At 59.3% G+C, this 23,775-nt stretch carries 22 protein-coding genes and 2 pseudogenes; 21 read left to right on the top strand and 3 right to left on the bottom strand.

Annotation, left to right across the window (positions count from 1 at the left end):
- Positions 1–49: 49 nt before the first annotated feature.
- Positions 50–974, bottom strand: a pseudogene (locus JN280_RS34085) (IS110 family transposase); the annotation flags it as partial.
- A gap of 580 nt (positions 975–1,554) precedes the next feature.
- Between JN280_RS34085 and JN280_RS34080 the strand changes: the two are divergent.
- From JN280_RS34080 to JN280_RS34025, 13 genes and pseudogenes are all read left to right on the top strand, one after another.
- A pseudogene (locus tag JN280_RS34080) lies at positions 1,555–2,081 on the top strand (DDE-type integrase/transposase/recombinase); the annotation flags it as partial.
- Between the two features lie 148 nt (positions 2,082–2,229).
- Positions 2,230–3,483: a methylaspartate ammonia-lyase gene (locus tag JN280_RS34075; RefSeq protein WP_202308708.1), complete on the top strand. Its 1,254-nt coding sequence runs from the start codon at positions 2,230–2,232 to the stop codon at positions 3,481–3,483.
- Positions 3,484–3,498: 15 nt separating this feature from the next.
- Complete coding sequence (locus tag JN280_RS34070) at positions 3,499–4,650, top strand: CaiB/BaiF CoA transferase family protein (RefSeq protein ID WP_202308707.1); 1,152 nt, start codon at positions 3,499–3,501, stop codon at positions 4,648–4,650.
- A gap of 136 nt (positions 4,651–4,786) precedes the next feature.
- Positions 4,787–5,701 (top strand): HpcH/HpaI aldolase/citrate lyase family protein, encoded by a 915-nt coding sequence (locus tag JN280_RS34065; protein ID WP_244742473.1) that lies wholly within the window; start codon positions 4,787–4,789, stop codon positions 5,699–5,701.
- Between the two features lie 160 nt (positions 5,702–5,861).
- A complete protein-coding gene (locus JN280_RS34060) occupies positions 5,862–6,788 on the top strand; it encodes a LysR family transcriptional regulator (protein WP_202308706.1) in 927 nt (308 codons plus the stop codon).
- 197 nt (positions 6,789–6,985) lie between these two features.
- A complete protein-coding gene (locus JN280_RS34055) occupies positions 6,986–8,419 on the top strand; it encodes an NAD-dependent succinate-semialdehyde dehydrogenase (protein ID WP_202308705.1) in 1,434 nt (477 codons plus the stop codon).
- Between the two features lie 6 nt (positions 8,420–8,425).
- Complete coding sequence (locus tag JN280_RS34050) at positions 8,426–9,970, top strand: fumarate hydratase (protein ID WP_202308704.1); 1,545 nt, start codon at positions 8,426–8,428, stop codon at positions 9,968–9,970.
- A gap of 68 nt (positions 9,971–10,038) precedes the next feature.
- The gene (locus JN280_RS34045; RefSeq protein ID WP_202308703.1) at positions 10,039–10,536 is read left to right on the top strand and encodes an Lrp/AsnC family transcriptional regulator; all 498 of its coding nucleotides are present in this window, start codon (positions 10,039–10,041) and stop codon (positions 10,534–10,536) included.
- A 162-nt stretch (positions 10,537–10,698) separates the two neighbouring features.
- Entirely contained in the window at positions 10,699–12,105 is a 1,407-nt protein-coding gene (locus tag JN280_RS34040) for an aminotransferase (RefSeq protein ID WP_202308702.1), read from the top strand.
- Positions 12,106–12,789: 684 nt separating this feature from the next.
- Entirely contained in the window at positions 12,790–13,515 is a 726-nt protein-coding gene (locus JN280_RS34035; RefSeq protein ID WP_202308701.1) for a LuxR family transcriptional regulator, read from the top strand.
- Positions 13,516–13,615: 100 nt separating this feature from the next.
- The gene (locus JN280_RS34030; RefSeq protein ID WP_202308700.1) at positions 13,616–14,248 is read left to right on the top strand and encodes an acyl-homoserine-lactone synthase; all 633 of its coding nucleotides are present in this window, start codon (positions 13,616–13,618) and stop codon (positions 14,246–14,248) included.
- Positions 14,157–14,591, top strand: coding sequence for a transcriptional regulator domain-containing protein (locus JN280_RS40410; RefSeq protein ID WP_446720798.1), 435 nt, complete (start codon positions 14,157–14,159; stop codon positions 14,589–14,591). The genes JN280_RS34030 and JN280_RS40410 overlap by 92 nt, the downstream gene beginning before the upstream one ends.
- Positions 14,566–15,051, top strand: a complete 486-nt coding sequence (locus JN280_RS34025) for a DUF2285 domain-containing protein (RefSeq protein ID WP_244742471.1) — start codon at positions 14,566–14,568, stop codon at positions 15,049–15,051. The genes JN280_RS40410 and JN280_RS34025 overlap by 26 nt, the downstream gene beginning before the upstream one ends.
- Positions 15,052–15,080: 29 nt before the next feature.
- Here JN280_RS34025 and JN280_RS34020 read toward each other — a convergent pair whose 3' ends face one another.
- On the bottom strand, positions 15,081–15,332 hold the full coding sequence (locus tag JN280_RS34020) for a DNA -binding domain-containing protein (protein ID WP_202308698.1): 252 nt from the start codon (positions 15,330–15,332) through the stop codon (positions 15,081–15,083).
- Between the two features lie 124 nt (positions 15,333–15,456).
- On the opposite strand from JN280_RS34020, the gene JN280_RS34015 reads away from it, so the two are divergent.
- The 3 genes from JN280_RS34015 to JN280_RS34000 all read left to right on the top strand — a co-directional run bounded on the left by JN280_RS34015 (position 15,457) and on the right by JN280_RS34000 (position 16,813).
- Positions 15,457–15,669 (top strand): helix-turn-helix domain-containing protein, encoded by a 213-nt coding sequence (locus JN280_RS34015; RefSeq protein WP_202308697.1) that lies wholly within the window; start codon positions 15,457–15,459, stop codon positions 15,667–15,669.
- A gap of 302 nt (positions 15,670–15,971) precedes the next feature.
- Positions 15,972–16,187: a helix-turn-helix domain-containing protein gene (locus JN280_RS34010; RefSeq protein WP_006328748.1), complete on the top strand. Its 216-nt coding sequence runs from the start codon at positions 15,972–15,974 to the stop codon at positions 16,185–16,187.
- A gap of 416 nt (positions 16,188–16,603) precedes the next feature.
- Complete coding sequence (locus JN280_RS34000) at positions 16,604–16,813, top strand: helix-turn-helix transcriptional regulator (protein ID WP_019863475.1); 210 nt, start codon at positions 16,604–16,606, stop codon at positions 16,811–16,813.
- A gap of 13 nt (positions 16,814–16,826) precedes the next feature.
- Here JN280_RS34000 and JN280_RS33995 read toward each other — a convergent pair whose 3' ends face one another.
- Positions 16,827–17,174 (bottom strand): transposase, encoded by a 348-nt coding sequence (locus tag JN280_RS33995; protein ID WP_202308695.1) that lies wholly within the window; start codon positions 17,172–17,174, stop codon positions 16,827–16,829.
- A 747-nt stretch (positions 17,175–17,921) separates the two neighbouring features.
- Here JN280_RS33995 and JN280_RS33990 point away from each other — a divergent pair.
- The 5 genes from JN280_RS33990 (at position 17,922) to JN280_RS40050 (ending at position 23,687) form a co-directional block, all read left to right on the top strand.
- A protein-coding gene (locus JN280_RS33990) for an IS3 family transposase (protein WP_202308555.1) occupies positions 17,922–19,069 on the top strand; the annotation gives its coding sequence in 2 pieces (ribosomal slippage) (positions 17,922–18,171 and positions 18,171–19,069; 1,149 coding nt in all).
- Positions 19,070–19,116: 47 nt separating this feature from the next.
- A complete protein-coding gene (locus JN280_RS33985) occupies positions 19,117–20,397 on the top strand; it encodes a serine hydroxymethyltransferase (protein ID WP_202308694.1) in 1,281 nt (426 codons plus the stop codon).
- Between the two features lie 46 nt (positions 20,398–20,443).
- Positions 20,444–21,619, top strand: coding sequence for a methionine adenosyltransferase (gene metK, locus JN280_RS33980; RefSeq protein ID WP_202308693.1), 1,176 nt, complete (start codon positions 20,444–20,446; stop codon positions 21,617–21,619).
- A gap of 100 nt (positions 21,620–21,719) precedes the next feature.
- Entirely contained in the window at positions 21,720–22,712 is a 993-nt protein-coding gene (locus JN280_RS33975; protein ID WP_202308692.1) for an adenosine kinase, read from the top strand.
- Between the two features lie 279 nt (positions 22,713–22,991).
- Positions 22,992–23,687 (top strand): cold-shock protein, encoded by a 696-nt coding sequence (locus JN280_RS40050; RefSeq protein WP_274609047.1) that lies wholly within the window; start codon positions 22,992–22,994, stop codon positions 23,685–23,687.
- The last annotated feature ends 88 nt before the right edge of the window (positions 23,688–23,775 follow it).

The raw sequence follows: 23,775 nt of genomic DNA, 5'->3' as shown, positions 1-23,775 counted from the left end.
GCCCTTTCGGGCGAGATCAACTCCTCCTTCGTTAGTCGTTGTCCCTATTTCATACCGATACGGGGCCGGGTGCCTTGCCGAAGCGGAATTCTGTCCCATCGCTCCACATGCGATGCAGAATGACAGCGAGCCTGTGGGCAACAGCAACTCGGGCTCGGGTATACCGCGCCGCTTGCCGACGTTCATACCCACGCTCTGAGGCTCGACCATTTCTTGCTGAGCACAAGCAGCGAATGAGCCGCCTCATAGAGGGTCGTGTGGGCGAGCTCGTCACCGCATCGGCTGACCTTGCCCTGAATGTCCGTCTCACCAGATTGATAGCGTGCCGGGGTCAGACCCAAATGCGCTCCGACATTCCTCGATCGGCGAAAGCGGTCCGGCTGATCGACCGTGGCACGAAAGGCGAGCGCGGTGATGGGTCCCACACCGGGCACGGACATGAGTCGCCGGCAGACTTGCTCGTTGCGGGCGATATTGAGGACCTGCTTTGTCAGTCGCCCGAACTCGCGCAACATCGTGGCCACGATCGCAGAAGCGGCTTGACAAGCGCCATGATGACCGTATCTACGCCAATCAGTTCGCGCACACGATCGGCGAAGGCTGCACGGCTTGGAGTGCCGAGCTTGATGCCGGCCTCCCGCTGAGTCGTCCTGGCGACGTTCTCGATGGCCCGCATTTCAGTGAGGACCGTGCGTCGTGCGACGAGGAGGGATCGCCAGAGCCGACACCCCTGGCTCTTCACATGCACCTGCCGATATCAGCCGGTGCGCATGATCTGCGCCAAGGCGCGGGCGTCGTTGCGATCCGTTTTGTTCGGCACGTTTTCATTGCCTCGTTGGCCTGCCGGGTCTCGATGCAAATCGCCGGCAATCCTTCGGCGCGAATATCGTCATAAAGCCATGCGTCAGCGAGCAGGCTTCGAGTCCGATACGCTCCAGCGGCAGATCGATTTTCCGCAAGGCCTCATAGAGCGCGGGGAACGCCATCAAAGAAACGAAACATCCTGACGTGTGAACCAATCCAGTCGGGGGCACGCGGCGTCACGGAACCGAACTGGGCCGATCTTTCGGTCGAGCTCAAGAAGCCCGGCGTCACCTTGCTCATCCTCTGGGAGGAGTATCGTGGATCGCATCCCGACGTTACGGCTACTGTTCGCTTTTGTGAGCTCCACAGAAGCTTCGAGCAGCGACTTTCGCCGACAATGTCGCCAAGAGCATATGCCGCCGGCCTCCAACTTATGCCGAAACAACCTGGATGCAAACACTCCCTGTTTGACGCCGTTGCGACTGAAGAGCTTGTGCTCAAGCGGATCGTCGGTCAGCCCGCCGTCAAGGGCCAGGTCAATCTAGCCGCGGCTGCGCGCTGCAGATTATCCTGCACCGTACTGCGTGCTATTCCCAATACGACCGCAATCCTCGCGGGAACTGGTCCCGCTTCCGGCAAACCGAAGCATTTGTCTCGATTGTCTCATGGTCAGCCTTCCATGCCGGGTTCAGCGGCAGCCCCAGCGACCGGCGTCGACAAGGCGAGGTGTTGCTCGGTGCTATCGACCGTAGCTTCAAGAGTAGCGACCGCACCTATGGTTCTCGCCGCGTATGGCGCGACGTACTGGCCGAGGGTCTTTCTTGCCGCCTGTATCGTGTCGAGCGTCTGAGGGGTGAGAACGGGCTGAGGTCCCGGCCTTAGCGCCGCGGGCTGCCGAAGGGACACCGGGTAGCTAGCCGCCGTGTCGGACAGCCTCCGTACCTTCGAGGCGGCGGCCCCGACATCTGGACCCCCGAAGGATGGCTCTACGTCGCCGCCGTAGTTGATCTGTTCTCCAGGATCGTCGGCTGGGCGATGAAGGCCGAGAGGACGGCGCAACTCGTCACCGACGCCCTCATCATGGCGATCTGGAGGGGAGGCAAGCCCGACAGCCTGCCGCACCACTCCGACCAGGGATCGCCCAATATATGAGCGAGCAGTGCGAGCGACTGATGGCCGACCACGGCATCACCTGTTCAATGAGCCGGTAGGGCAACGTCTGGGACAACGCTGCGATGGAGAGCTTCTTCTCGTCGTCGCGGCGACGGCAGTTTCGTTAGAGCGGGCGCCAGCCATCTAAAAACGCGATGGTACCGCCCGGGACATTATATTGGCGAACTCAACGCCAAGTGGCGCATACTTAGCGGGCAGCGGATCGAACTGCCATGCGCCATCAATGCCGTCCGATAAATAGAGCGAAACGAAGTGCAGATCAAAGAAGTCCTGCTCGCGCCCGGCAATGGCGCGTTTTTCTATGACGATCAGGCCGCCATTCGGTCCGGTGCGACGCAAGATGGCTTTATTTATGTCGGCGAACCGATAACGCCCGGGTTCGATTTCATTCGGCATCCAGCATCTTCACTCAGCATTGGGCTTGTGCTGGCTGACGACAGTGTTGTCTGGGGTGACATGATGGGGGTCCAATACTCTGGTGCTGGCGGACGCGACCCGCTGTTCGACGCCGATCAAATCTCCAATTTGACGTCACGCGTCGTCGCGCCGCGGCTTCTCGATGTCGATGCGTCTCGCTACCTTGAAGCATGCGCCGACGTTTTCGAACCTCACGAACATAAGCGGCTACCCCTCGCGCTTGAGTATGGCGTCAGCCAAGCGCTCCTTCGAGCCGTGGCCCATCTTCACCGCAGGACGATGGCAGAGGTCATATGTGCTGAATTTGGTCTGCCGCTGCCGACGCGCAGGGTCCCAATTTATTGCCAAAGCGGCGATGCTCGCGAAATCAACGTCGACAAGATGATTTTGAAAGCCGTGGATGTGCTTCCCCACGGCCTTATTAACTCACGGCAGAAATTCGGCGTGGAGGGGCAGGGCTTCCTTGAGTTCGTTAAGGGGGTTGCGGCGCGCACGCGCGAAATCGGCCGCCCGGATTATCATCCGGTGCTGCATTTCGATGTGTATGGCTGGATTGGCCTGGAAATCGGCCTAGAGCCGCAACGGATCGCTGACTTCATCTGCAAGGTTGCGGATACCGTTCCGGGTTTCACGCTCAACGTCGAGTCCCCGGCGGATTTTGGTTCCACAAAAGCCCAGATCGACAACTACGCCCAGATCGTATCGATTTTGGATGAAAGAGGTTCGAGCGCACGCATCGTCGTGGATGAGAGATGCAATACGCTTGAGGATATCAGGCTGTTTGCCGAAGCGAAAGCGACGCATCTCGTCCAAATCAAGACGCCAGACGTCGGCTCAATCGCCGACACAGCACGTGCCGTCCTCCTCTGCAAGGCGAACAAGGTGGGAGCTTATGTCGGAGGAAGTTGCACCGAGACGGATCTCTCAGCCCGGGCTTCGGTCCACGTATCGGTGGCGACGCAGGCCGACATGATGCTTGCAAAGCCCGGAATGGGTGTCGACGAGGCATTTTCCATCGTTGGGAATGAACAAAACCGGTTGCTGGCGATGCTCAACCGTCGTCGGGCTCAGAACGAAAACGTTCGATGAAAAGCACGGTGTTGCATGCAGAACTCTCTCAAGGGGATCACTGTCGTAGCCGTGGAGCAGGCCGTAGCCGCGCCTTACGCATCGTCTCGACTTGCGGACGCCGGCGCACGTGTCATCAAGGTCGAAAGGCCCGAAGGGGACTTTGCCCGAAACTACGACAGGTTGGTGCGGGGACAGAGCGCTTACTTCGTCTGGCTCAACCGGGGGAAGGAGTCGGTCTGTCTGGACCTCAGGTTGGAGGCGGATCGCACCGTTCTAGACACGCTTATTGCCAGTGCTGACGTCTTTATCCAGAATCTGAAGCCGGGCAGCATCGAAAAACTGGGTTTCGCGTCTGCGGATCTCCGTCGACGTTTTCCGCGCCTGATCACCTGCGACATCTCCGGTTTCGGTGACACAGGGCCGTATTCCCATTTGAAGGCTTATGATCTCATCGTGCAGGCCGAAACCGGTCTATGCGCGATCACGGGCACCCAAGAAGGGCCTGCGCGTGTAGGGGTGTCGGTCTGCGACATCTCGGCGGGCATGACAGCGCACAGCGCCATTCTTCAGGCGCTGTATCACCGCGAGGTCACCGGCGAAGGGGCAAGCATCCAGGTGTCATTGTTCGACGCCATCGCCGACTGGATGAACGTGCCGGTTCTGCAAAACGACTACAGCGGGTATCACACGGTACGCGCCGGCGTGAAACACCCGTCGCTGGCGCCATATGGCGCCTATCGTTGTGCCGATGGCAAAGAGGTCATCTTTTCGGTTCAAAATGACCGCGAATGGGTGAATTTCTGCGAGAAATTCCTGAAGCAGCCGGAGCTCAAACGCACACCTGGTTTTGCCGATAATATGGAGCGACTCGGTCATCGCGCGCAACTTGATGAGATCATTGAACGGCGGTTTTCCGAACTATCCTGCCACGAAGCAATGCAGGAACTCGAGGCGGCCGGTTTGGCATATGGCCGACTGAACGAAGTGGCGGATATTTCAAGGCATCCACACATTCGCAGGGTGCAGGTTGGAACACCCGAAGGAACCGTAGAGACGATAGCGCCGGCCGCGATTTTCAACTCTGGGCGCCCCTCGCTGCGCCCAGTTCCGGCTCTTGGCGCTCATACGGAGACTGTCCGACAAGAGGTTCTAGGGATTTTGCGCGAAAGAGCCGCGTCAGCGTGAGCGTGCTTCTTGTCGGTAAGGCGAGTGCGCTCACGATCTTCAGAGGGCGTGTGTATCTCGGAGCATCTCAGCGAATCGGCGGCCCAGCGACCTCACCGCCACCGCCCTCGCTAAAATCGACCGCAGAGGCGACTCCATGATCAAGGACACTTTTTCGGCCGTTGAAAGCGCTATGTCTGTACCCCGCTGGAGATCCCTGCTCTTCGTTCCCGCTCACGTTCCAGGCTTTGTTGAGAAGGCCCATGAGCGGGGTGCAGATGGCGTCATTCTCGACCTGGAGGACTCTGTTCCCCAGGATCAGAAGGGCGAGGCACGTCTGCAGCTTCCAGAATCCGTGGCAAAGGTGGGCCGCAAAGGCGCTTCGGTTTTGGTCCGCGTGAATCGTGGTTTGCGTGCGCTGGCTGCCGACCTTGAAGCAGCGGTCGTCGCAGGCGTCAATGCGCTTGTCCTTCCCAAGGTGGAGTCGGCCGAGTGGGTGATGGAAGTCGCTGATGCCGTGACGGAACTTGAACACGAAAGGAATCTTGACGCTGGAAGCGTTCGGTTCGTTGTCCAGATCGAAACTCCGGGGGCATTGGCGAAACTCGCGGCAATAGCTTCGGCCCATCCACGGATGGCCGCGATGGCGCTTGGCCCGGAAGATTTCAGCGCGGCCGTTGGCGGGACACCAAGTCCGGAGCTCCTTCTAGGACCGAACCTTTCGGTCTTGTTCGCCGCCCGCGCGAGAGGTCTGCTGCCTCTGGGATTCGTTGGAAGTATCGGAGAGTTCTCGGACACGCAGAAGTTCCGCGATGTCGTCATACAGGCAAGGCGGCTCGGTTTCGTCGGAGCGTTGGCGATTCATCCGATACAAGTTGCCATCCTGAATGAAGCCTTCTCGCCTAGCGCAGAGGAGTTCGAGTGGGCCTGGCGCGTGCTCGCGGCCGAAAAGGATGCCGCGGCAGAAGGTAGAGGTGCCTTCGCCTTGGACGGAAAGATGGTCGATGCCCCGGTTTTCAGGAGGGCCCGTGAAATCATCGCCATGGGTCCGAAAGCCGAGTTGGGCGTTTGAGCGATGATTTAGACCAGACTGGGACGACACGACACCAAGGTGCTCCACTTGCCTCGGCCGTGGATTGCCGCACCGCGGCACAATTATTGCTTTCGCGCCATCGCTTTTCGAGATAGATAGGAGGAAGCTGGGGAAGTGCCTCAGTTGGGCTCTTCAAGTCATGGAAATTAGGCAGTTAAAATACTTCGTCGGCGTAGTCGAAGCAGGCAGCTTCACGAAGGCCGCTGCGTTCCTCAATATTGCTCAGAGCGCTCTGAGCCTGCATGTGCGTCAGTTGGAGGAAGGCTTCGGCACTCAGCTGCTGATACGCGATAGGACCGGCGTGAGCGTGACGGCGTCAGGAGCCAAACTGCTCGAACGAGCGCGGGCGATTCTCAAGGAAATTCGACTCACCGAGGCGGAATTGACCAATACAACCGCTTCGCCTGCCGGGGAGGTGACCATTGGCATTCCGTCCGGAGCCGCTCGCGTGCTGAGCGGCCCCTTGCTTGAATCAGTGAGAGCCGAACTGCCGAGGGTCTCACTAAAGATGATCGAAGGTATGACGGGACCGCTGGAGGAGTGGATGGCTGCCGGCCGCTTCAATCTGGCAGTTCTCTACCGCACTGCGGATAGAGTGGCACGAATGACAATCTTGGCGCGCGAAGAGCTTTGTCTAGTGGTGCCGTCAGGTGAACCGCCTTTCGAAGATTCGATATCTCTGGCGGATCTACACGCGTTCCCGCTGGCGGTTCCCATGCGCAATAACAATGTCAGACGTTCGGTGGCTGACGTCGTCGCACAACACGGTTGCGCGCTGGACGTCAAATTTGAAGTGGACTCGCTCTCAACGATCATCAACATGGTTACAGAAGGAAAAGCCCATTCTATTCTCGCCCCCTCAGCCGTTCAAAGAGAAGCCACTCAAGGACTGGTTCGAACGGTCAAAATAGTCGATCCGGTTATTACCCGTTCCGTGGTGCTTGCCGTAAATCCGAAAGATGAGCGTTCTGGGGCCGTCTCCGCGGTCCGCAAGCTCATCCCCAAGGTCGCTAGAGAATTAATTGAGAGTGGGGCCTGGGCAGCCGCGGCTCCTGACGCGGCCTGAACTCTTCGACCTATTTGGCAACCCTATGTCTTCTTGCGGCCATCAGGATCAGATCGATCTGGATTCCAGATGGATTTCGGCAATATTCGATATTTGACCTGCCGCGGCACTCGCGATGAAACTAGCTCAAGCGAGTTTAGCGGTTTCGACATCGAACGACGCTCGTATGGCAAAAATTCACATAAGTGGAGCACGCGATGTCGGACGCAAGGAGCTACGAGCTCTTCATCAACGGGATGTGGCGAGCCGGTGGTAGCAGAGCCACCTTGCCGGTGATCAATCCGGCGACGGAGAAGGTATTTGCCTCGGTGGCCTCGGCGACGGTGTCGGATCTGGATGAAGCCGTCGCTTCGGCAGAGCGCAGCCGCAAGGCGTGGTCCTCACGGCCTGCGAAAGAGCGAGGCGAGATACTTGTGGCTGCCGCCAGGACCCTTGCCACGAAGGTGGGAGACGCAGCGAAGGATTTGTCCGCCGAACAGGGAAAGACGATTGCCGAAGCGACAGGTGAGTACGCACGCGCCGTCGAAACGCTGGAATGGAACGGCAGGCATGCCGAAGAGCTGTCGGCCCCGATTCCCATGGGTCCGAACCGGATGATCGTCCCGGAGCCGCTCGGTGTCGTTGCTGCCTTTACGCCATGGAACTATCCGGCCGTTCTCATCGCCCGCAAGCTCGCCCCCGCGCTGGCGGCAGGCTGCCCGGTGATCCTCAAAGGGGCCGAAGAGACACCGAGCGTGGCGGTGCATATCGTTGAATCGTTGCACCAAGCAGGCATCCCGGAGGGCGTGGTCAATCTGGTCTTCGGCGTGCCGGTGCATATATCGCGGCATCTGCTCAGTTCGCCAATCGTGAAGGTCTTGACGTTCACGGGTTCAACCGCGGTTGGAAAACAGCTCGCCACGCTCGCCGTAAATAATTTGCAGCGTTGCATCCTTGAACTCGGTGGGCACTCCCCGGTTATTGTGTGTGAGGATGCCGACCTGGCAAAGGCGATACCGGCAATTTCGGAATACAAGTTCGAATGCGCGGGCCAGAGCTGCAATGCGCCCAGCAGGATTCTCGTCGCTCGGCCTGTCTATGGGGAATTCCTGTCCCGGATGACGGAAGCGGCCCGCAAGATTAGGATCGGCCAACCGGACGACCCTGCAACGGAGATGGGACCGATGGCAAACGCGCGGCGAATCGAGGCCATGCAGCGTCTGACCAAGGATGCGGTCGATCGCGGCGCCCGCATCGAGACTGGTGGAACCCGCCTCGACGGACCGGGCTTTTACTGGCCGCCAACCATCCTGACGGGCGTACCGAGGGAAGCGAGAGTGCTTCATGAAGAGCCGTTCGGGCCGATCCTCACGGTGGCGCCGTTCGACACGCTTGAGGAGGCCATCGAGGAAGCCAACGCCACCGAGTATGGCTTGGCCGCTTACTTCTTCACGGGCGCTGCCGATACTCAACGAAAGCTGACCAACAGTCTTTCAGCAGGCGCTGTCAGCGTGAATTACCTGAAAGGGGTTTCCGCGGACGCGCCTTATGGGGGAGTCAAGCAGAGCGGCTACGGATATGAGGGCGGCGAGCAGGGGGTACGAAGCTTCCAAATCCTGAAAATGGTGAATGGCCTCGGTTCATTTGGATGAAATCCGGTGGGAAATAGAACACGCACCATAGCCGGCAAGGACATCACAAGGAGTGTGGCCGACGCCCTTCAGTACATCTCGTACTACCATCCACCAGATTATATCCGCTCTCTTTCACAGGCATATGCGCGCGAACAGAGCCCAGCAGCAAAGAACGCAATAGGGCAGATTCTGCTGAACTCCCGCATGGCGGCCTTCGGGCGGCGGCCGATCTGCCAGGACACCGGCCTTGTGGTGGTCTTCGCAAAAGTCGGCATGGACGCCCGCATCAAATCAACGGTCAGTTTCGCAGACCTCGTGAATGAGGGCGTTCGTCAGGCCTATCTTGACCCGGACAATCCCCTTCGGGCATCGATCGTTGCCGATCCGCTGGCCGGACGGGTCAACACCCGTGACAACACGCCGGCGGTCGTCCACGTCGACCTTGTACAAGGTAACCAGATTGAGATCACCATTGCCGCAAAAGGCGGCGGGTCGGAAAACAAGGCACGCTTTACCACCTTGAACCCCAGCGGGTCCGTTTCCGATTGGGTGGTTGACACAGTCTCGACGCTTGGAAGTGGGTGGTGTCCGCCCGGCCTGATCTCCGTTGGCATCGGTGGTAGCGCTGAAAAGGCGATGCTGCTGGCCAAGGAGGCCATGAACCAGCCCATCGATATGGCGGAATTGATCGCCAAGGGGCCCTCAAGTGCGGAGGAGGCACTGCGGGTCGAGCTTTATGAACGAATTAACGCGCTGGGCATCGGCGCGCAGGGCCTAGGCGGCCTGACGACCGTCGTTGACGTCAAGGTTGCGACCTATCCTACCCATGCTGCGTCCAAGCCCGTGGCGCTCATTCCGCAATGCGCCGCCAACCGGCACTTGAAGTTTACCTTGGACGGCTCTGGACCCATCAGGCTTCAGCCGCCCGATTTGCGCGAATGGCCCGATATTGGAACCGACGAATTGAGTCCTGCCGGCGTCCGAAGGGTCAACCTCGATGCACTTACGAAGGAAGAGACGGCATCGTGGCGCTGTGGCGAAACGCTTCTTTTGTCCGGAAAGATGCTGACAGGCCGTGACGCCGTCCACAAGCGAATCGTCGAGTTGATCGACGCCGGCAAGCCGCTTCCGTTCGATCTGCAGGGACGTGTCATCTACTACGTTGGACCCGTCCGCGCCGTGAGAGATGAGGTCGTCGGACCGGCTGGGCCAACAACCTCCAGCCGCTTGGACGATTTTACGGACAAGGTGCTCGCCGAAACCGGGCTTTTCGCGATGGTCGGCAAAGCGGAGAGGGGGCGGGCGGCCATCGAGTCGATTGTAAGACACAAAACGCCGTATCTCATCGCAGTGGGTGGGGCTGCCTACCTGATATCAAAATCAATTAAGTCAGCCCGGCTCATTGCCTTCGAAGACCTGGGCATGGAAGCAGTCTATGAATTCGAGGTGCAGGATATGCCTGTCATCATGGCTGTCGATGTTGAGGGAAACTCCGTTCACAATTCCGGGCCTCTTGAGTGGCGCAAGCGCATGGCGGCAGACAGCATCGCACGCAACATCGGCGTTTGAGCCTTCCTACCAAGCTGGGTTGGTCGGCGTCAATTCCATTGTCGACAACGGCTTAAGAGTACAAAGTCATGAAGTCGAAACCCAACCCTGCGCGCCTGGACGCTTGGGACTTCCGGATTCTCTCAGAGATTCAGTCAGACGGCCGGATCTCAAAAAGCGAGCTTGCAAAACGCGTTCATCTTTCGGCGTCGGCCTGCTCGGAGCGGCTCCGTGCACTCGAGGTCGCAGGGATTATTGAGGGGTTCTACGCGCGGCTGAGTCCGGCCCTCATCGGCGGCATGGTCTTTGTCATGGTGGAGGTCGTGCTAGATCGTCATCGTCTCGATGACCAAAGACACTTCGAGACTGCGATCCAAGAACATCCGGAAATCCTGGATTGCTGGGCTATCGGCGGGCGGATCGATTATCTGATGCGCGTCGCATCTCCGTCTATGGCCGCGTATCAGGATTTCATGGAGGGGCTGCTGCAGGCAGGCTTGGGGATCGATCAATATTACAGTCTTGTCGTGACCAAACCAGTCAAATCCAATTCACCAATCCCCTTGTCCGCACTAAGGCGACGGTAAACGCCGAGGCCTTGGTTTCCACGGCTTTTGATCCAGATTCCGCGAATTCGTCGGCGAAGGACGTGCATTCCCGCGAAACTGGAGAGGCGTTTGCGGTATGCTAATTGCTAAGGAGGCGGCCGGCCGAGTGCCCTCCGCCAATCCATCGTGAGGAGAGGGACTATGCGGTTGAGCAATCTGGGAACCGAGCAACTCAGAGAGAAGGATCGAAGCTTCGTCTTTCATCCGTCTACGCATCTGGCCAAGCACAGTCGAGGCGAGACCCCAAATCGGATCATGGCCGGTGCGGAAGGCGTGTACATCTGGGATACCGAAGGCCGAAAGAGCCTCGACGGTTTCGGTGGGCTCTACTGCGTCAACATGGGGTATGGCTGCACGGAAATTGCCGAGGCCATTGCCAAGCAAGCACACGAATTGCCGTTCGCTCATGTCTATGCAAGTCAAGGAACAGAGCCAGTCGCCCTCTTGGCAGAGGCCGTCGTCGAATATTTTGGTAAGAACATGCGAAGGGTCTTTTTCGGCCTTTCCGGCTCCGACGCCAACGAAACCAATATCAAGCTGGTCTGGTACTACAACAACATTCTAGGCCGCCCTGAAAAGAAGAAGATCATCTCGCGACATCGCGGCTATCACGGGTCTGGGCTGGTCACCGGGAGCCTGACAGGCCTTGCCTTCTTCCATAATTTCTTCGACCTGCCTCTGGATTTGGTTCGCCATACCACGACACCGCATCACTATCGCCAGGCGCATGACGGCGAAAGTGAGGAGGCGTTCGCGAAACGCTGCGCGGATGAACTTGAAGCCCTTGTCCTCGCTGAAGGCCCGGAGACCGTTGCAGCTTTTATCGGAGAGCCGGTGCTTGGGACAGGCGGTATCGTTCCACCCCCAAAAGGATACTGGACCGCTATCCAGGGCGTGCTCGACAAGTACGATATCCTGCTGATCGCCGACGAAGTGGTCTGCGGGTTCGGACGAACCGGTGAGCAATTCGGTTCCCACCTCTATGGCATGCGGCCTGACTTCGTGACCATCGCCAAGGGTTTGAGTTCCGCCTACCTGCCCATCTCCGGGTCAATCATTGGCGACCGGGTCTGGTCGGTCTTGGAACAAGGAACAGAAAAGCACGGCGCTCTCGGCCACGGCTGGACATATTCAGGTCACACGCTTTGCGCTGCCGCCGCGCTCGCCAATATTCGACTCCTGAAGGAAAGAAATATCCTGGAGCATGTCCGCGATGTCGGACCGTATTGGCATGCCCGCATGAATGCCGAACTGGCGGGACACCCCATCGTCGGAGAGGTTCGTGGTGTCGGAATCCTCGCCGCCGTAGAGCTGATGCGAGATCCAAAGCAGAGAATACCGTTTGAATCCGATCTTCAGGTCGGCGTTCGCGCCGCCGCTGCTCTGTTCGAGAATGGTGTCATCGGCCGTGCCATGCCACACGGCGATATCCTCGGCTTTGCCCCGCCTTTGATCATCACCCGTAAGGAGATCGACATAATCGTCGACGCAACCGCGAAATCAGTCGAGACGACCTATCGCGCGCTGAAGGCCGAGGGTGCGATATGAACATGCGAGTGCAGACGGAAGCGAGCCCCGGGTTCGACGCCGTCCCGCGTAACCAGTGTGGTGGTACCTGGGAGGAACTTTCCCACGGACCAGACGCTTTGACGTCAGCCTGTCGTTAGGACTGGTCGCCCATTGGTGTCCCATTGGTGAAGACGGGTTGACCGCGCTTTCCACGCCGAGCCGACCGAAACTGCTAAACTTCAAGCCGTCAGATTCTATGCATGCTTCGGACTACTTTGATCGCAAGCGGTAACCAAATCAGTTCTGCCGCCGCTGTCCTGTTGCCCAACGACCAGGGCATTTGTGCGGCGCGCCCTGCTGGTGTACCTCCCCGCCGGCAGGGCGCCTTTTTTGACCCGCTGGATCTGGTGCCCCGCTGGATCTGGGTGATTGTAGCGCGTCCGCAATCGAAAGTTCGAGAAGGAGGTCGTCTGTATTTCCGGATGGCACATCGAGCTACGATATTTCTACTACACCATGGCAACCGCCCACAATCGCAGCTTCGGACCCGCGGCTTACGGCAGCCGGCGTCGAGGTCGCATGCACCTCCTTTCCTATGATCGAAGGTCCGGGGAGTAGTCACCGCGGTGAATATTCTCCAGCATCTCGGGGGCGAGTCTTTTCGCCGTAGCTGCCAAGGAGCCAGAAAGTCCCAAGTTTAATTGAAAACAGCCGCAGGAGAAAATGCAGGTCGTCTTCGAAACTTTGTTGGAACAGTTGTCTTTGAGCGTTGATGAAGTCGACTTCCATAACGCACTGGCGAGCGCCGCAGGCGCCTTCGACATTCCCGCATTCGCCTATCTGTCTCTGGTGTCTGATCGCGTCACAAAACCCAGGCTGATATCGAACTATCATTCCGGCTGGACGTCGCACTACTTGCGCCACCAATATGAAAGGATTGACCCGGTCATAGAATGGGCAAGATGCAGCGAATGTCCCTTTCAGTGGGGACCGGGTTTCGGCCATGCCGGCATTTCAACGCGACAGCAACAGCTTTTCGATGAGGCTGCCGAATTCGGCATCTGCTGCGGACTGACGATTCCACTTGTCGACCGCCGCGGCGGTGTCGCTGCGATGACCTTCGCGGCAGACAGGCTCGATCCGACCTTTATGCGCATCGCCGAGCAATATGAACAGGCGCTCGAGATTATGGCGACGTGCTTTCACATTAGCGTTCGCCGCAAGCTTTCGGGTGGTCTGGCGGTGGATGGTGTTTCGCTGACGCCCCGTGAGTACGAATGCCTGGAATGGACGGCGAAGGGCAAGTCCGCCTGGGAGATCGGCTGTATTTTGGGGATCAAGGAGCGCACGGCCGCTTTCCATTTGGACAATGCCAAGAAGAAGCTCGGCGTGCGCACCAAAAATCAGGCGGTGACGCTGCTGGCCTCCTCACGATCATCAATCCTCTGAGGAACAGAATCCCTCTTTGATCTACCTGTGCAAATGCACAGGCAGTCGCGGCATGAAGGTTCGCCTCCAATGGCAGGGTCATACCTGCGAGGAGACCATCATGATTGAGCTTATTGCGCCCGGCTGGTACGGCGCCTTTGCCGACGAACTTCATGAAATGCACCGCCTGCGCTACCGCGTCTTCAAGGAGCGGCTCGACTGGAACGTGCGAACGACCGGCGGCTTTGAGATCGATTCATTCGATTCCCTGAAACCGCACTATCTTGTGTTGCGCGATGCCGGCGGTTGTGTCGGGGGCGGCGTACGCCTTCTGCCCCCGACGGGGCCGACGATGTTGCGAGATGTCTTTTCGAGGCTGTTGGAGGGAAGAACGGCACCCGAGGAACCGAGTGTCTGGGAAAGCAGCCGTTTCGCCCTTGATCTTCCACCGTCTGCACCGAAGGGCAGTGGGAGTATTGCTGTTGCGACCTATCAACTCCTCGCTGGCATGATCGAGTTCGGTTTGTCGCGGCAGCTCACCCATATCCTCACGGTTACGGATTTGCCCATGGGGCGAATCCTGCGTCGCGCCGGATGGCCGCTGGCCCGCATCGGGCCGCCCCAGACAGTCGGCACCACGCGCGCCGTTGCCGGCTTTTTGGATGTCTCAGAGGAGAGCCTTGCTGCGGTCCGCCACAATGGCGGTCTTGGCGGTCCCGTACTGTGGGCCCCGGTGCTCTGCACGGGCGCCTGACATGGTTATGATAGGTAATGACGCCGACTGGCCGGACTGGCAGGATGAGAAATCCTATCGCTACACGCGGCACCTGACGCGACGCGGCTGGGCCTGGGAATTCCTACGGCGCAATCCGGCCTTCCAGCGTGACTGCAGGCTCTCGCTTGAGCAGGCAGAATTTGCAGAAAGGTGGTTCGAGGTAGAAGTGGTGAGATCGTCGCTCGATCTCACGCAGTGGGGGCTCCTTTTTCGCAGGCTCGTTGAGGCGCGATGCGGCTGTTTTCTGGTGCTTCCGCCAATGCCCGCATGTTCTGCCGCTCATTGCGGAAAAGGCATTGTCGGCCGAAACGCTTTCGTTTGATCTCGCTGCATTGCCATGTCGGGCGGCACTCGTGATCACGGCGGACGGTTCCCAGCATGTCATGCTGCGAAATGCTCACCGGGACGTCCAGCTTGTCGTGGAGGGAGCGGAGGTTTTGCGCCCCGTTCGGCTTTCCGTCGACGCGATCTGGCCCGCCGATCGGATGAGGCAGCACCTGAATGCGCTCGAATGCCTCAATGCTTTTCACGCGACTGGACAATTTCCCGACAGGCTGTTTCCCCCCGAAGCGCGCGCTAGCCGTCTGCGCTTTGTTCTTCAGGCGCTCGACGGCTCGCTAGGCGGGGCATCGCATCGCCAAATCGCAATGGCCCTGTTGGCTCGACAACGCGTCCAGGCCGACTGGACGGATCCGCGCAACCACCTTCGCGATCGAATCCGCCGTGCCGTCCGGCGCGGTCACATGCTCATGGATCGTGGTTATCGGGATTTCCTCGTCTAAGATGATTGGAATAGCTCACCTGGAGCCGGTCAGCGCGCGAACAGTTCTTTGTATCCAGTCGTAACCATCCAGTTTGCCCGATCGAGATGGCTGCGAACCGCCATTCGGGCGCGCTCAGGTTCTCTCATCGGATCGATGCCGAGGACGAGCTGCGCCATCTCGTCTTCGCTGGCATCGTCGGCGGACGCGTCCAGGAGCCTCATATAGATGGTGAAGTGCTCATTGTCGTAAGCGGTCAGGTTGTCCGACCAGGGGACTTCGTCTTGGACTTTGCGTTTCATCGCGACCCTCTTGCCTGTTTGGGGTTTGTTGTGATCGGGCACGGCTGCTCCTCGGTTGGCTCACCATAGCGAATAGGAACAATCGTTCCTAGAACGATAGTGCCGGTTCTGGTCCCTTCTTGCCATGGACCTCAAGGAGGTCATGGCGATCAACATGCGTCGTTTGCGCCATGATCAGGACCTGACGCAGGAAGAATTGGCTGCCCGCGCAGAGCTGAGCATGCGCTATGTGGGCTCGATCGAGCGTGCTCGGGTTTCCGCAAGCGTCAGTGTGCTTGGCCAGCTGGCAAAAGCGCTTGACGTTGATCCTTGTGAGCTGATTAGGCCGCCGCAGTAACAAAGGCGATCTGGCCCATCCCGGATTGCCGAAATCGATTTTGATGGCGCGCAACCGGCCGCCAGTGAACTGAGCCCGCTTTCTTCGACATGGGTCTAGACCAGTCGGCTTCGCTCCCTGGCGCAGCTTGCCTGGCCTACAGCGCTGACCTTGAGCGATAACCATCGTCAGATCGCATCCGGGAAGTCGCGATCCCTAACAGCAGGGAGTTCGGGCAAAGTCGATGCTCGTGCGAGTTGCTCCTTAAGTTTGTAGGGTATACTCCGTGGTGAAATCCTCAACAAGAGGGTGGCCTCTCGCCTATGGGAATCCGAGAGGTCTTTGCCCGCAATCTGCGTAGGCTTCGCGAGAAAAAGAAGCTGTCGCAGGAGGCGCTGGCGCATGAAGCTGGTGTTGATCGAACCTACATCAGCGCTCTTGAGCGCAGTGTATATGCTGCTACCATCGACATGGTCGAGAAGCTCGCTACGGTGCTGGAGGTTGAGCCGGCAACGCTGCTCGATCCGCGATCTGAATAGGCTTAAGCACCGTCTCATGCCGAACTCCCTTCGATCGCCCCGCCAACGCCGGCTGCTTGAACAGCTGATAGCGGCGCGCAAGAACAAGGGCTTAACCCAGGCCAAGGTTACCGACGCGCTTCGCCGCCCGCAGTCTTTCGTGGCCAGGTATGAGGGCGGTGAACGTCGCATGGACGTCATTGAATTCCTCGACGCAGCGGAAGCGCTCGAAATCGACCCTTGCGAGGTTCTCGCACAGTGCGTCGCTTGCGTGACCGATAGCTCGTGCTGTGCTTGGCTTGAGCGACCAACGTCATCAAAATCGCATCCCTGGATTTACTGCCCCCCGCGGCAGATGGTTCGGGCAAATCGATGACAATGTGGATTACATATTATAGTTGACAAACTCAAGGCCCGTGATCCGCTGACCTCCGCGCATGGATATGCGCAAGTTGGTCGGACGAAATGCACGCAGGATCAGGGAGAAGGCCGGCTTGACGCAGGAGCAGCTTGCCGAGATCTCCGGCTTCAGCCAGCAGTACATCAGCGGGTTGGAGAAGGGCAAAAGGAACCCCACAATCGTCACGCTTTATGAACTGGCACAAGCCCTCCGTGTCAGCCACATCGATTTGGTGCGACCTGACTGACCAGGATTAAGCGCTATTTGGAAATGGCGCCGACGCGCTGCGGACATTTCGACCGCATCCGTCGCACAGTTGATGCTGTGCACACACGGAAAGGCGAAGAACGGCACGACGTACTGCCAGTCGCGCCGCCAGCTCTGAGTGATCGCCGGGTATCGGCGGCCCAGTCGCCGGCCTCGAAGTCCTCCAGAGCCTTCATGCCGGCTTGGCGTCCGCGCCCCGGCAGATGGTAGCTGAGCGTCGGCACGACGGCTTTGCGATCTTTCTGTGATACGAAATCAAGTAAATGGCCGATCAGGTACACCATGCAGGTCAGCACTGCCGCCTGGGGAAAGGTGGCGCCGATCGCCTCCCTCTTGGCCAAGTTCGCCAGCTTGCCGTCTTAACCAGCACCTCACCAATCGCATTGCGTTCTTGTTTAGGCCTTGCAACAGATCCTTCAAGGAAATTTATGGAATCTTTGCGACCACAAATCGCTGTCAATGGTACGCTCACCACAACTTCCAAGTTCAGTGGCGGCAGAAATCTGGTGTGTTTATGTTCCGCTGCCGAACAGCATTTGCGAAGAGCCCGACATGACAAAGCCAGCAGAACGAGGGGTTTGGCTCTTCTATTTGGCGTCGTGCTGACCAATGATGATACTTGTCGATCGCCTAATGACAGCAGCGCATCTTGATCATCCTGGGCCTTTGCGCGCATGCCGACCTGACTGTCCGCGAACTAGCGGAGATTCTCGATCTTCGTCGGGAGCGCGTTGCGCGACACGTCCGGATGCTCGCCAAAGCCAACTTTCTTTGCGGCAACGGACAACGTCCTTGGTCCTCATATCATCTCAATGCAAGGGGCCGGGACGGAGGGTTGATTCAATTCTTGGTCGATCTCCTACCCCACGACGATGAGTATCATAAGCGGGACCTGGAGCGGCTCGAGGCGGTACAAGACGCGTGGTCGAAGGGGACTGCTGCTTGTCGTGAAAAGATCTGCCTAAGTGGGAGTGCGAAACTACCATGAACAAATCCGCTGACGTAGCCATGGCAGAGCCCGGCACATTGGCCTGCTGCCGGTTTCGTGGACACCGAGATAAGGTGTTTAACGGAACTGGAGAGTGGGAATGCGAAGAAGGAAGTTCAGCCGCGAGTTCAAGCTTGAGGCGGTGAGGCTGGTGAAGGATCGGGGCGTTGCGGTTGCTCAGGCGGCGCGCGATCTTGATCTCCACGAGAACGTGCTGCGCAAATGGGTGCGCGAGCTGTCGACCGATCCGCAGCATGCCTTTCCCGGCCATGGGCAGATGAAGCCGGAGCAGCTTGAGATCGATCGGCTGCGCAAGGAAGTGGCGAAGCTGAAGGCGGAGCGCGACATCCTAAAAAAGGCCGCAGCCTACTTCGCGAGGGAAGCGATATGAGGTTCGCTTTCATCGCGAGGCACCGTTCGATCTGGCCGGTGGCATGGCTGTGCAGTGCGCTGGATGTCTCCCGCTCGGGCTTCCATGCCTGGCTCAACCGCAGCCCCAGCGCTCGCGCTCGGCACGACGAAGTCCTGGTGACGAAGATCGATCGCAGCTTCAAAAGCAGCGACCGCACCTATGGCGCTCGCCGCGTCTGGCACGACGTTCTGGCTGAAGGCTTCTCCTGCGGCCTTCATCGTGTCGAGAGGCTCATGCGTGAGAACGGGCTGCGTGCCCGGCCGCGCCGCCGTGGGCTGCCGAAGGACATTGGCGAGCGAGCGGCAGTGTCGGACAACCTCCTCGACCGCGCCTTCGAGGCAGCGGCCCCGAACCAGAAGTGGATCGCCGACTTCACCTACATCTGGACCGCCGAAGGCTGGCTCTACGTTGCCGCCGTCGTCGATCTGTTCTCCCGCCGTGTCGTCGGCTGGGCGATGAAGGCGGAGATGACGGCCCAGCTCGTGACCGACGCCCTCATCATGGCGATCTGGCGCCGAGGCAAGCCGGACAGCCTGCTGCATCATTCGGACCAGGGATCGCAATACACCAGCGAGCAGTTCCAGCGCCTGATGGCCGACCACGGCATCACCTGTTCGATGAGCCGGTCGGGCAACGTCTGGGACAATGCCGCGATGGAGAGCTTTTTCTCGTCGCTTAAGACCGAACGGACAGCCCGCAAGGTCTACAGGACGAGGGACGACGCCAGGGCGGATGTGTTCGACTACATCGAGTGCTTCTACAACCCCCGGCGACGGCACTCGACGCTGGGCTATCTCAGCCCCGTGGAGTTCGAGGAACAAGCGATGTTAGCTTAACCTGGTGTCCGAAAAACCGGCAGCAGGCCACATACGGACGGTCTTCCTTGGTCCACGTCGATTGCCGCGTTCATGAACTGCTTCTACGACAGAGGCGGCAAGAGCGGACGATGCTCAAACTTATCGCATCTGAGAACTTTGCCTCCTCAGCCGTACTGGAAGCGACCGGCTCTATCTTCGCGAACAAGTATGCCGAGGGCTACCCGGGTGCGCGCTACTACGCGGGAAACGAGATCGTCGATGAGCTTGAGACCCTCGCGATCGAGCGCCTGAAAGCGCTATTTGGCAGTGAGCACGCCAACGTCCAGCCTTATTCGGGCTCGCCAGCCAACCAGGCTGTCTATCGTGCGCTTTTGAGCCCCGGTGACAAAGTCATGGGCTTGCCTTTACCTGAAGGCGGCCATCTGACTCATGGTTGGTCCGTGAACTTTTCCGGCACTGACTATCAACGCGTCCCCTATGGGCTGCACGAAAAGACGCAGCAAATCGACTATGACCGCTTGCGCGAGACAGCCAGGCGGGAACGGCCGAAACTGATTTGGGTCGGCGGAACGGCCTATCCGCGTGCCTTTGACTACGCGGCAATGGCAGAAATCGCTCTGGAGGCCAACTCCTATCTCGTGGCCGACATTGCGCACATCAGCGGCCTGATTGTCGCTGGAGCGCATCCGAATCCCGTGGTTCATTGCGACGTCGTCACCAGCACATCTCACAAGTCGATCCGCGGCCCCCGTGGAGGCTTTATTTTGTCGAAGAATGAAGATCGTTATCAGGCGCTCTATCATCCCACGAGCAAACACCATCTCGCCAAACGGATTGATCGCGCGGTGTTTCCTCAACTGCAAGGTGGGCCGCACATGAATATCATCGCCGCGCTCGCTGTTGCTTTGCAGGAAGCCGCGACCCCCTCTTTCCGCACCTACGGTCACCAGATCGTCAAGAATGCCAAGGCGCTGGCCGAGGCGCTTCTGGGTCGTGGTTATGATCTGGTCACCGGCGGGACTGACAATCACATGCTGATCCTTGATCTTCGGGACCGGCCGCTATCAGGCAAAGCCTATGCCGAGCGCCTGGCAAGGGCAGGCATCATTACGAACTTTAATATGGTGCCGGGCGACCCGCGCGACCCGACGGTCACAAGCGGAATCCGCTTGGGGTCGCCGGCAGTGACGTCCATGGGCATGCGTGAAGGGGAAATGGTGCAGATCGCCGCTTTTATTGATTTGGTCTGCCGCCAGCCCGACGACCCAGAAGTTCATGCGAGCGTACGAAGAGACGTTGCTAACTTCTGCACTGTGTTCGACGTCCCCGGCATCCCCGACCGGTGAGCCAAAGAAACTCCCCACCTTCCAACACTTGCAGCGAGGACATTCCATGACCAGGCAGTTCGTGTTCTCTTCCGAATCCGTCGGCGCGGGACACCCCGATAAGATGGCAGACAACATCTCCGATGCCATCCTCGATGCGATCCTCCGCACCGACCCGAAGGCGCGCGTCGCCTGTGAAACATTGGTGAAGACAGGGATGGTCGTTCTGGCTGGCGAGATCACCAGCCACGCGGAGATCGATTACAGCCAAGTTGCCCGCGATACGATCCTCGATATTGGCTACGACGACGATGCCATCGGCTTTGATGGTCGACGTTGCGCCGTCGTTCTGGCCCTTACCGAGCAGTCGCCCGACATAAGCCAGGGCGTTGACGAAGGACGAGGGCAGGATCTCGAGCAGGGGGCGGGGGATCAGGGCCTCATGTTTGGATTCGCATGCAACGAGACGGACACATTGATGCCCTTGCCGATCCAACTCGCTCACCAGTTGACGAAAAGACAGGCAGAGATCCGGAAAACGGGACAGCTTGGCTGGCTGCGTCCGGACGTGAAATCTCAAGTGTCCGTACGCTACGAGGGTCTCCGCCCGGTGGCGCTGGACACCATAGTCCTGTCAACGCAGCATGACGAGGCGGTCTCCCAAGATACAGTCCGCGAAGGCGTCATTGAGGAGATCATAAAACCGGTCCTGCCAACCCATCTGGATACTTCGGAGATCAGATTTCTGGTCAACCCAACAGGGCGGTTCGTGGTCGGTGGGCCTGCCGGCGACTGCGGCCTCACTGGACGCAAGATCATCGTCGATTCTTACGGTGGAACGGGGCGTCACGGCGGCGGCGCCTTTTCGGGCAAGGACCCATCCAAGGTTGACCGCTCGGCGGCCTATGCGGCGCGGTACGTCGCGAAGAATATCGTTGCCAGCGGACTTGCGGAGGTCTGCGAGGTTCAGCTTGCCTACGCGATCGGCGTGGCCAGTCCGGTTTCTGTGATGGTCAACACCTTCGGAACCGCAAGAATCGAGGAAAAAAGGATCGAGTGCCTTGTTCTTGAGCTATTCGATCTCCGACCGAAAGGCATCATCAAGATGCTTGATCTCTTACGCCCGATATACCGCAAGACGGCGACATACGGACACTTCGGCCGTGAAGAGCCTGAGTTCACCTGGGAGAAGACGGACAGAGCCGACGACTTGCTGCGTGAAGCAGGACCGGCAGCTGCGTGAGGGCCGCTGGGTCAAGCGCATGCGGCAACCCATTTCAACTCGCTAGGCCCGCGCCCGGCCGGCATAGCACAAAGCCGGTGGGTAGTAGGCGGAGACATTGATGCCGGATTATGACGTGCTTTGCATCGGCAATGCCATTGTCGACATCATCGCCCAGTGCGAGGAGGAATTCCTGGAGACGAACGGCATCATCAAGGGCGCGATGAACCTGATCGACACGAGGCGCGCCGAGCTGCTCTACAGCCGCATGGGACCGGCAATCGAGGCCTCCGGTGGCAGCGCCGGCAACACGGCGGCCGGTGTCGCCTCCCTCGGCGGCCGCGCCGCCTTCTTCGGCAAGGTCTCCAACGATGCGCTGGGCGAAATCTACGCGCACGACATCCGCGCGCAGGGCGTCGCCTTCGACACCAAGCCGCTCACGGGCGAGCCGCCGACAGCGCGCTCGATGATCTTCGTCACACCCGACGGCGAACGCTCTATGAACACCTATCTCGGCGCCTGCGTCGAACTCGGACCGGAGGATGTCGAGGCCGACAAGGCCTCTGGGGCCAAGGTCACCTATTTCGAGGGCTACCTGTGGGACCCGCCGCGCGCCAAGGAGGCGATCCGGCAGACGGCCAGGCTGGCGCACGCGGCAGGCCGCGAAGTCTCCATGACGCTGTCGGATTCGTTTTGCGTCGACCGCTACCGCGACGAATTCCTCGAGCTGATGCGGTCGGGCACGGTCGACATCGTCTTTGCCAACAGTCACGAGATCAAGTCGCTCTACCAGACATCGTCCTTCGACGAGGCGCTGGCCAAGATCCGCAAGGACTGCAGAATAGCCGCCGTCACGCGCTCGGAAAAAGGCTCGGTCATCGTGCGCGGCGACGAGACCGTGGTGATCCAGGCGACGGCGATCCGGGAACTGGTCGACACGACGGGCGCCGGCGATCTCTACGCCGCCGGTTTCCTGCATGGTTACACGCAAGGCCGCGACCTCAAGACCTGTGGCGACCTTGGCTCACTGGCGGCCGGATTGGTCATCCAGCAGATCGGTCCGAGGCCACGGCAGAATTTGCGCCGCGAGGCCGAGCAGGCGGGGTTGATCTAGCCGGACGATCCAACGACGAGCTGCCGTCTCCTCTCCTGCAAGCTGTGCGCGGGAAAGTGCGTGTAAATCGAAATGTCGGATGCGGATCCGCGTGAGGGGCAGCCCGGGGCGTGTCACGATCGAAACGGTTGATCGCGGGTGCCGCCCTACAGCGCGACCCTTTTGCCGTGCGATATAGGGATCCCGTTCGGATCAGCTGCCTCGAGCTGTGGCATATATTGCTCACCCGCCATCATCGCGCGTGTGGCAACAGGTCGGGATCGTGATGCGATAGAGCGGGTGAAGCGGCCAACTGGTGAATTGACATCAACGCATCGCCCGATTGAGATTATCCTGCCGGGAGCGCAGTGCGTTGTTCAAGCCAGTCGGACGATCATGGGCAAATATAAGGACCATCGTGAGCCACGCCGGCATCGTCATGACGATGACGCGGTTTCCTTTGCGGAACGGCCATCCGAGCCAAGCTACTTTCAGCGTTCGTCGATCATAACCGCGGACCCTGTCGACGCCGAAGTGATCTGGTTCAACACCAGCAAGGGTTTCGGCTTTGTCAAATTGCCGGAGGGCATAGAGGCCTATCTACATATCCGGGTGCTGGAGGCGGCCGGGAGCCGCGGTGTTTCCGAGGGAACGCGTCTCAAGGTCACAACGGAAGAAAGTCCAAGAGGTCATCAGGTCGCGCAAGTGCTGGAGGTAGGCGGTCAGACCGCCAGAACTCAGGTACATACGCGTTGCGCTGGAGAGTCCACCGCCGGGACGAGCGCCCAGCTGGAGAGCGAGGCCACGGTCAAGTGGTACAATCCCCAAAAGGGCTTCGGCTTCATTGCACCTGAAAACGGTGAGAAGGACATCTTCGTTCATGCCACCGCGCTGACCCGCTCAGGACTCAGCATGCTGATGGAGGGCCAGAAGGTGTTTGTCCAATGCGGGCAGGGCAAGAAAGGCCTGGAAGTTCGGAGCATTCGCCTCGCTTAGAGCCAAGTGCGTTGGCCCGGACCGAAATCGCGCCTCAGACAAAGAAAAAGCCCGCTACCGGGAGGAGGTGGCAGCGGGCTCGATCTAG

Source organism: Mesorhizobium sp. L-8-10, assembly GCF_016756635.1.
Taxonomy (GTDB): Bacteria; Pseudomonadota; Alphaproteobacteria; order Rhizobiales; family Rhizobiaceae.
This window is presented reverse-complemented; position numbering and strand designations above follow the sequence as displayed.

What these genes read in the sequence shown, in the direction of transcription:
- JN280_RS34070 (WP_202308707.1), top strand. Translation starts at nt 3,499, where the DNA reads ATGCAGAACTCTCTCAAGGGGATCACTGTCGTAGCCGTGGAGCAGGCC.
- JN280_RS34065 (WP_244742473.1), top strand. Translation starts at nt 4,787, where the DNA reads ATGATCAAGGACACTTTTTCGGCCGTTGAAAGCGCTATGTCTGTACCC.
- JN280_RS34060 (WP_202308706.1), top strand. Translation starts at nt 5,862, where the DNA reads ATGGAAATTAGGCAGTTAAAATACTTCGTCGGCGTAGTCGAAGCAGGC.
- JN280_RS34055 (WP_202308705.1), top strand. Translation starts at nt 6,986, where the DNA reads ATGTCGGACGCAAGGAGCTACGAGCTCTTCATCAACGGGATGTGGCGA.
- JN280_RS34045 (WP_202308703.1), top strand. Translation starts at nt 10,039, where the DNA reads ATGAAGTCGAAACCCAACCCTGCGCGCCTGGACGCTTGGGACTTCCGG.
- JN280_RS34040 (WP_202308702.1), top strand. Translation starts at nt 10,699, where the DNA reads ATGCGGTTGAGCAATCTGGGAACCGAGCAACTCAGAGAGAAGGATCGA.
- JN280_RS34035 (WP_202308701.1), top strand. Translation starts at nt 12,790, where the DNA reads ATGCAGGTCGTCTTCGAAACTTTGTTGGAACAGTTGTCTTTGAGCGTT.
- JN280_RS34030 (WP_202308700.1), top strand. Translation starts at nt 13,616, where the DNA reads ATGATTGAGCTTATTGCGCCCGGCTGGTACGGCGCCTTTGCCGACGAA.
- JN280_RS40410 (WP_446720798.1), top strand. Translation starts at nt 14,157, where the DNA reads ATGTCTCAGAGGAGAGCCTTGCTGCGGTCCGCCACAATGGCGGTCTTG.
- JN280_RS34020 (WP_202308698.1), bottom strand. Translation starts at nt 15,332, where the DNA reads ATGAAACGCAAAGTCCAAGACGAAGTCCCCTGGTCGGACAACCTGACC.
- JN280_RS34015 (WP_202308697.1), top strand. Translation starts at nt 15,457, where the DNA reads ATGGACCTCAAGGAGGTCATGGCGATCAACATGCGTCGTTTGCGCCAT.
- JN280_RS34010 (WP_006328748.1), top strand. Translation starts at nt 15,972, where the DNA reads ATGGGAATCCGAGAGGTCTTTGCCCGCAATCTGCGTAGGCTTCGCGAG.
- JN280_RS34000 (WP_019863475.1), top strand. Translation starts at nt 16,604, where the DNA reads ATGGATATGCGCAAGTTGGTCGGACGAAATGCACGCAGGATCAGGGAG.
- metK (WP_202308693.1), top strand. Translation starts at nt 20,444, where the DNA reads ATGACCAGGCAGTTCGTGTTCTCTTCCGAATCCGTCGGCGCGGGACAC.
- JN280_RS33975 (WP_202308692.1), top strand. Translation starts at nt 21,720, where the DNA reads ATGCCGGATTATGACGTGCTTTGCATCGGCAATGCCATTGTCGACATC.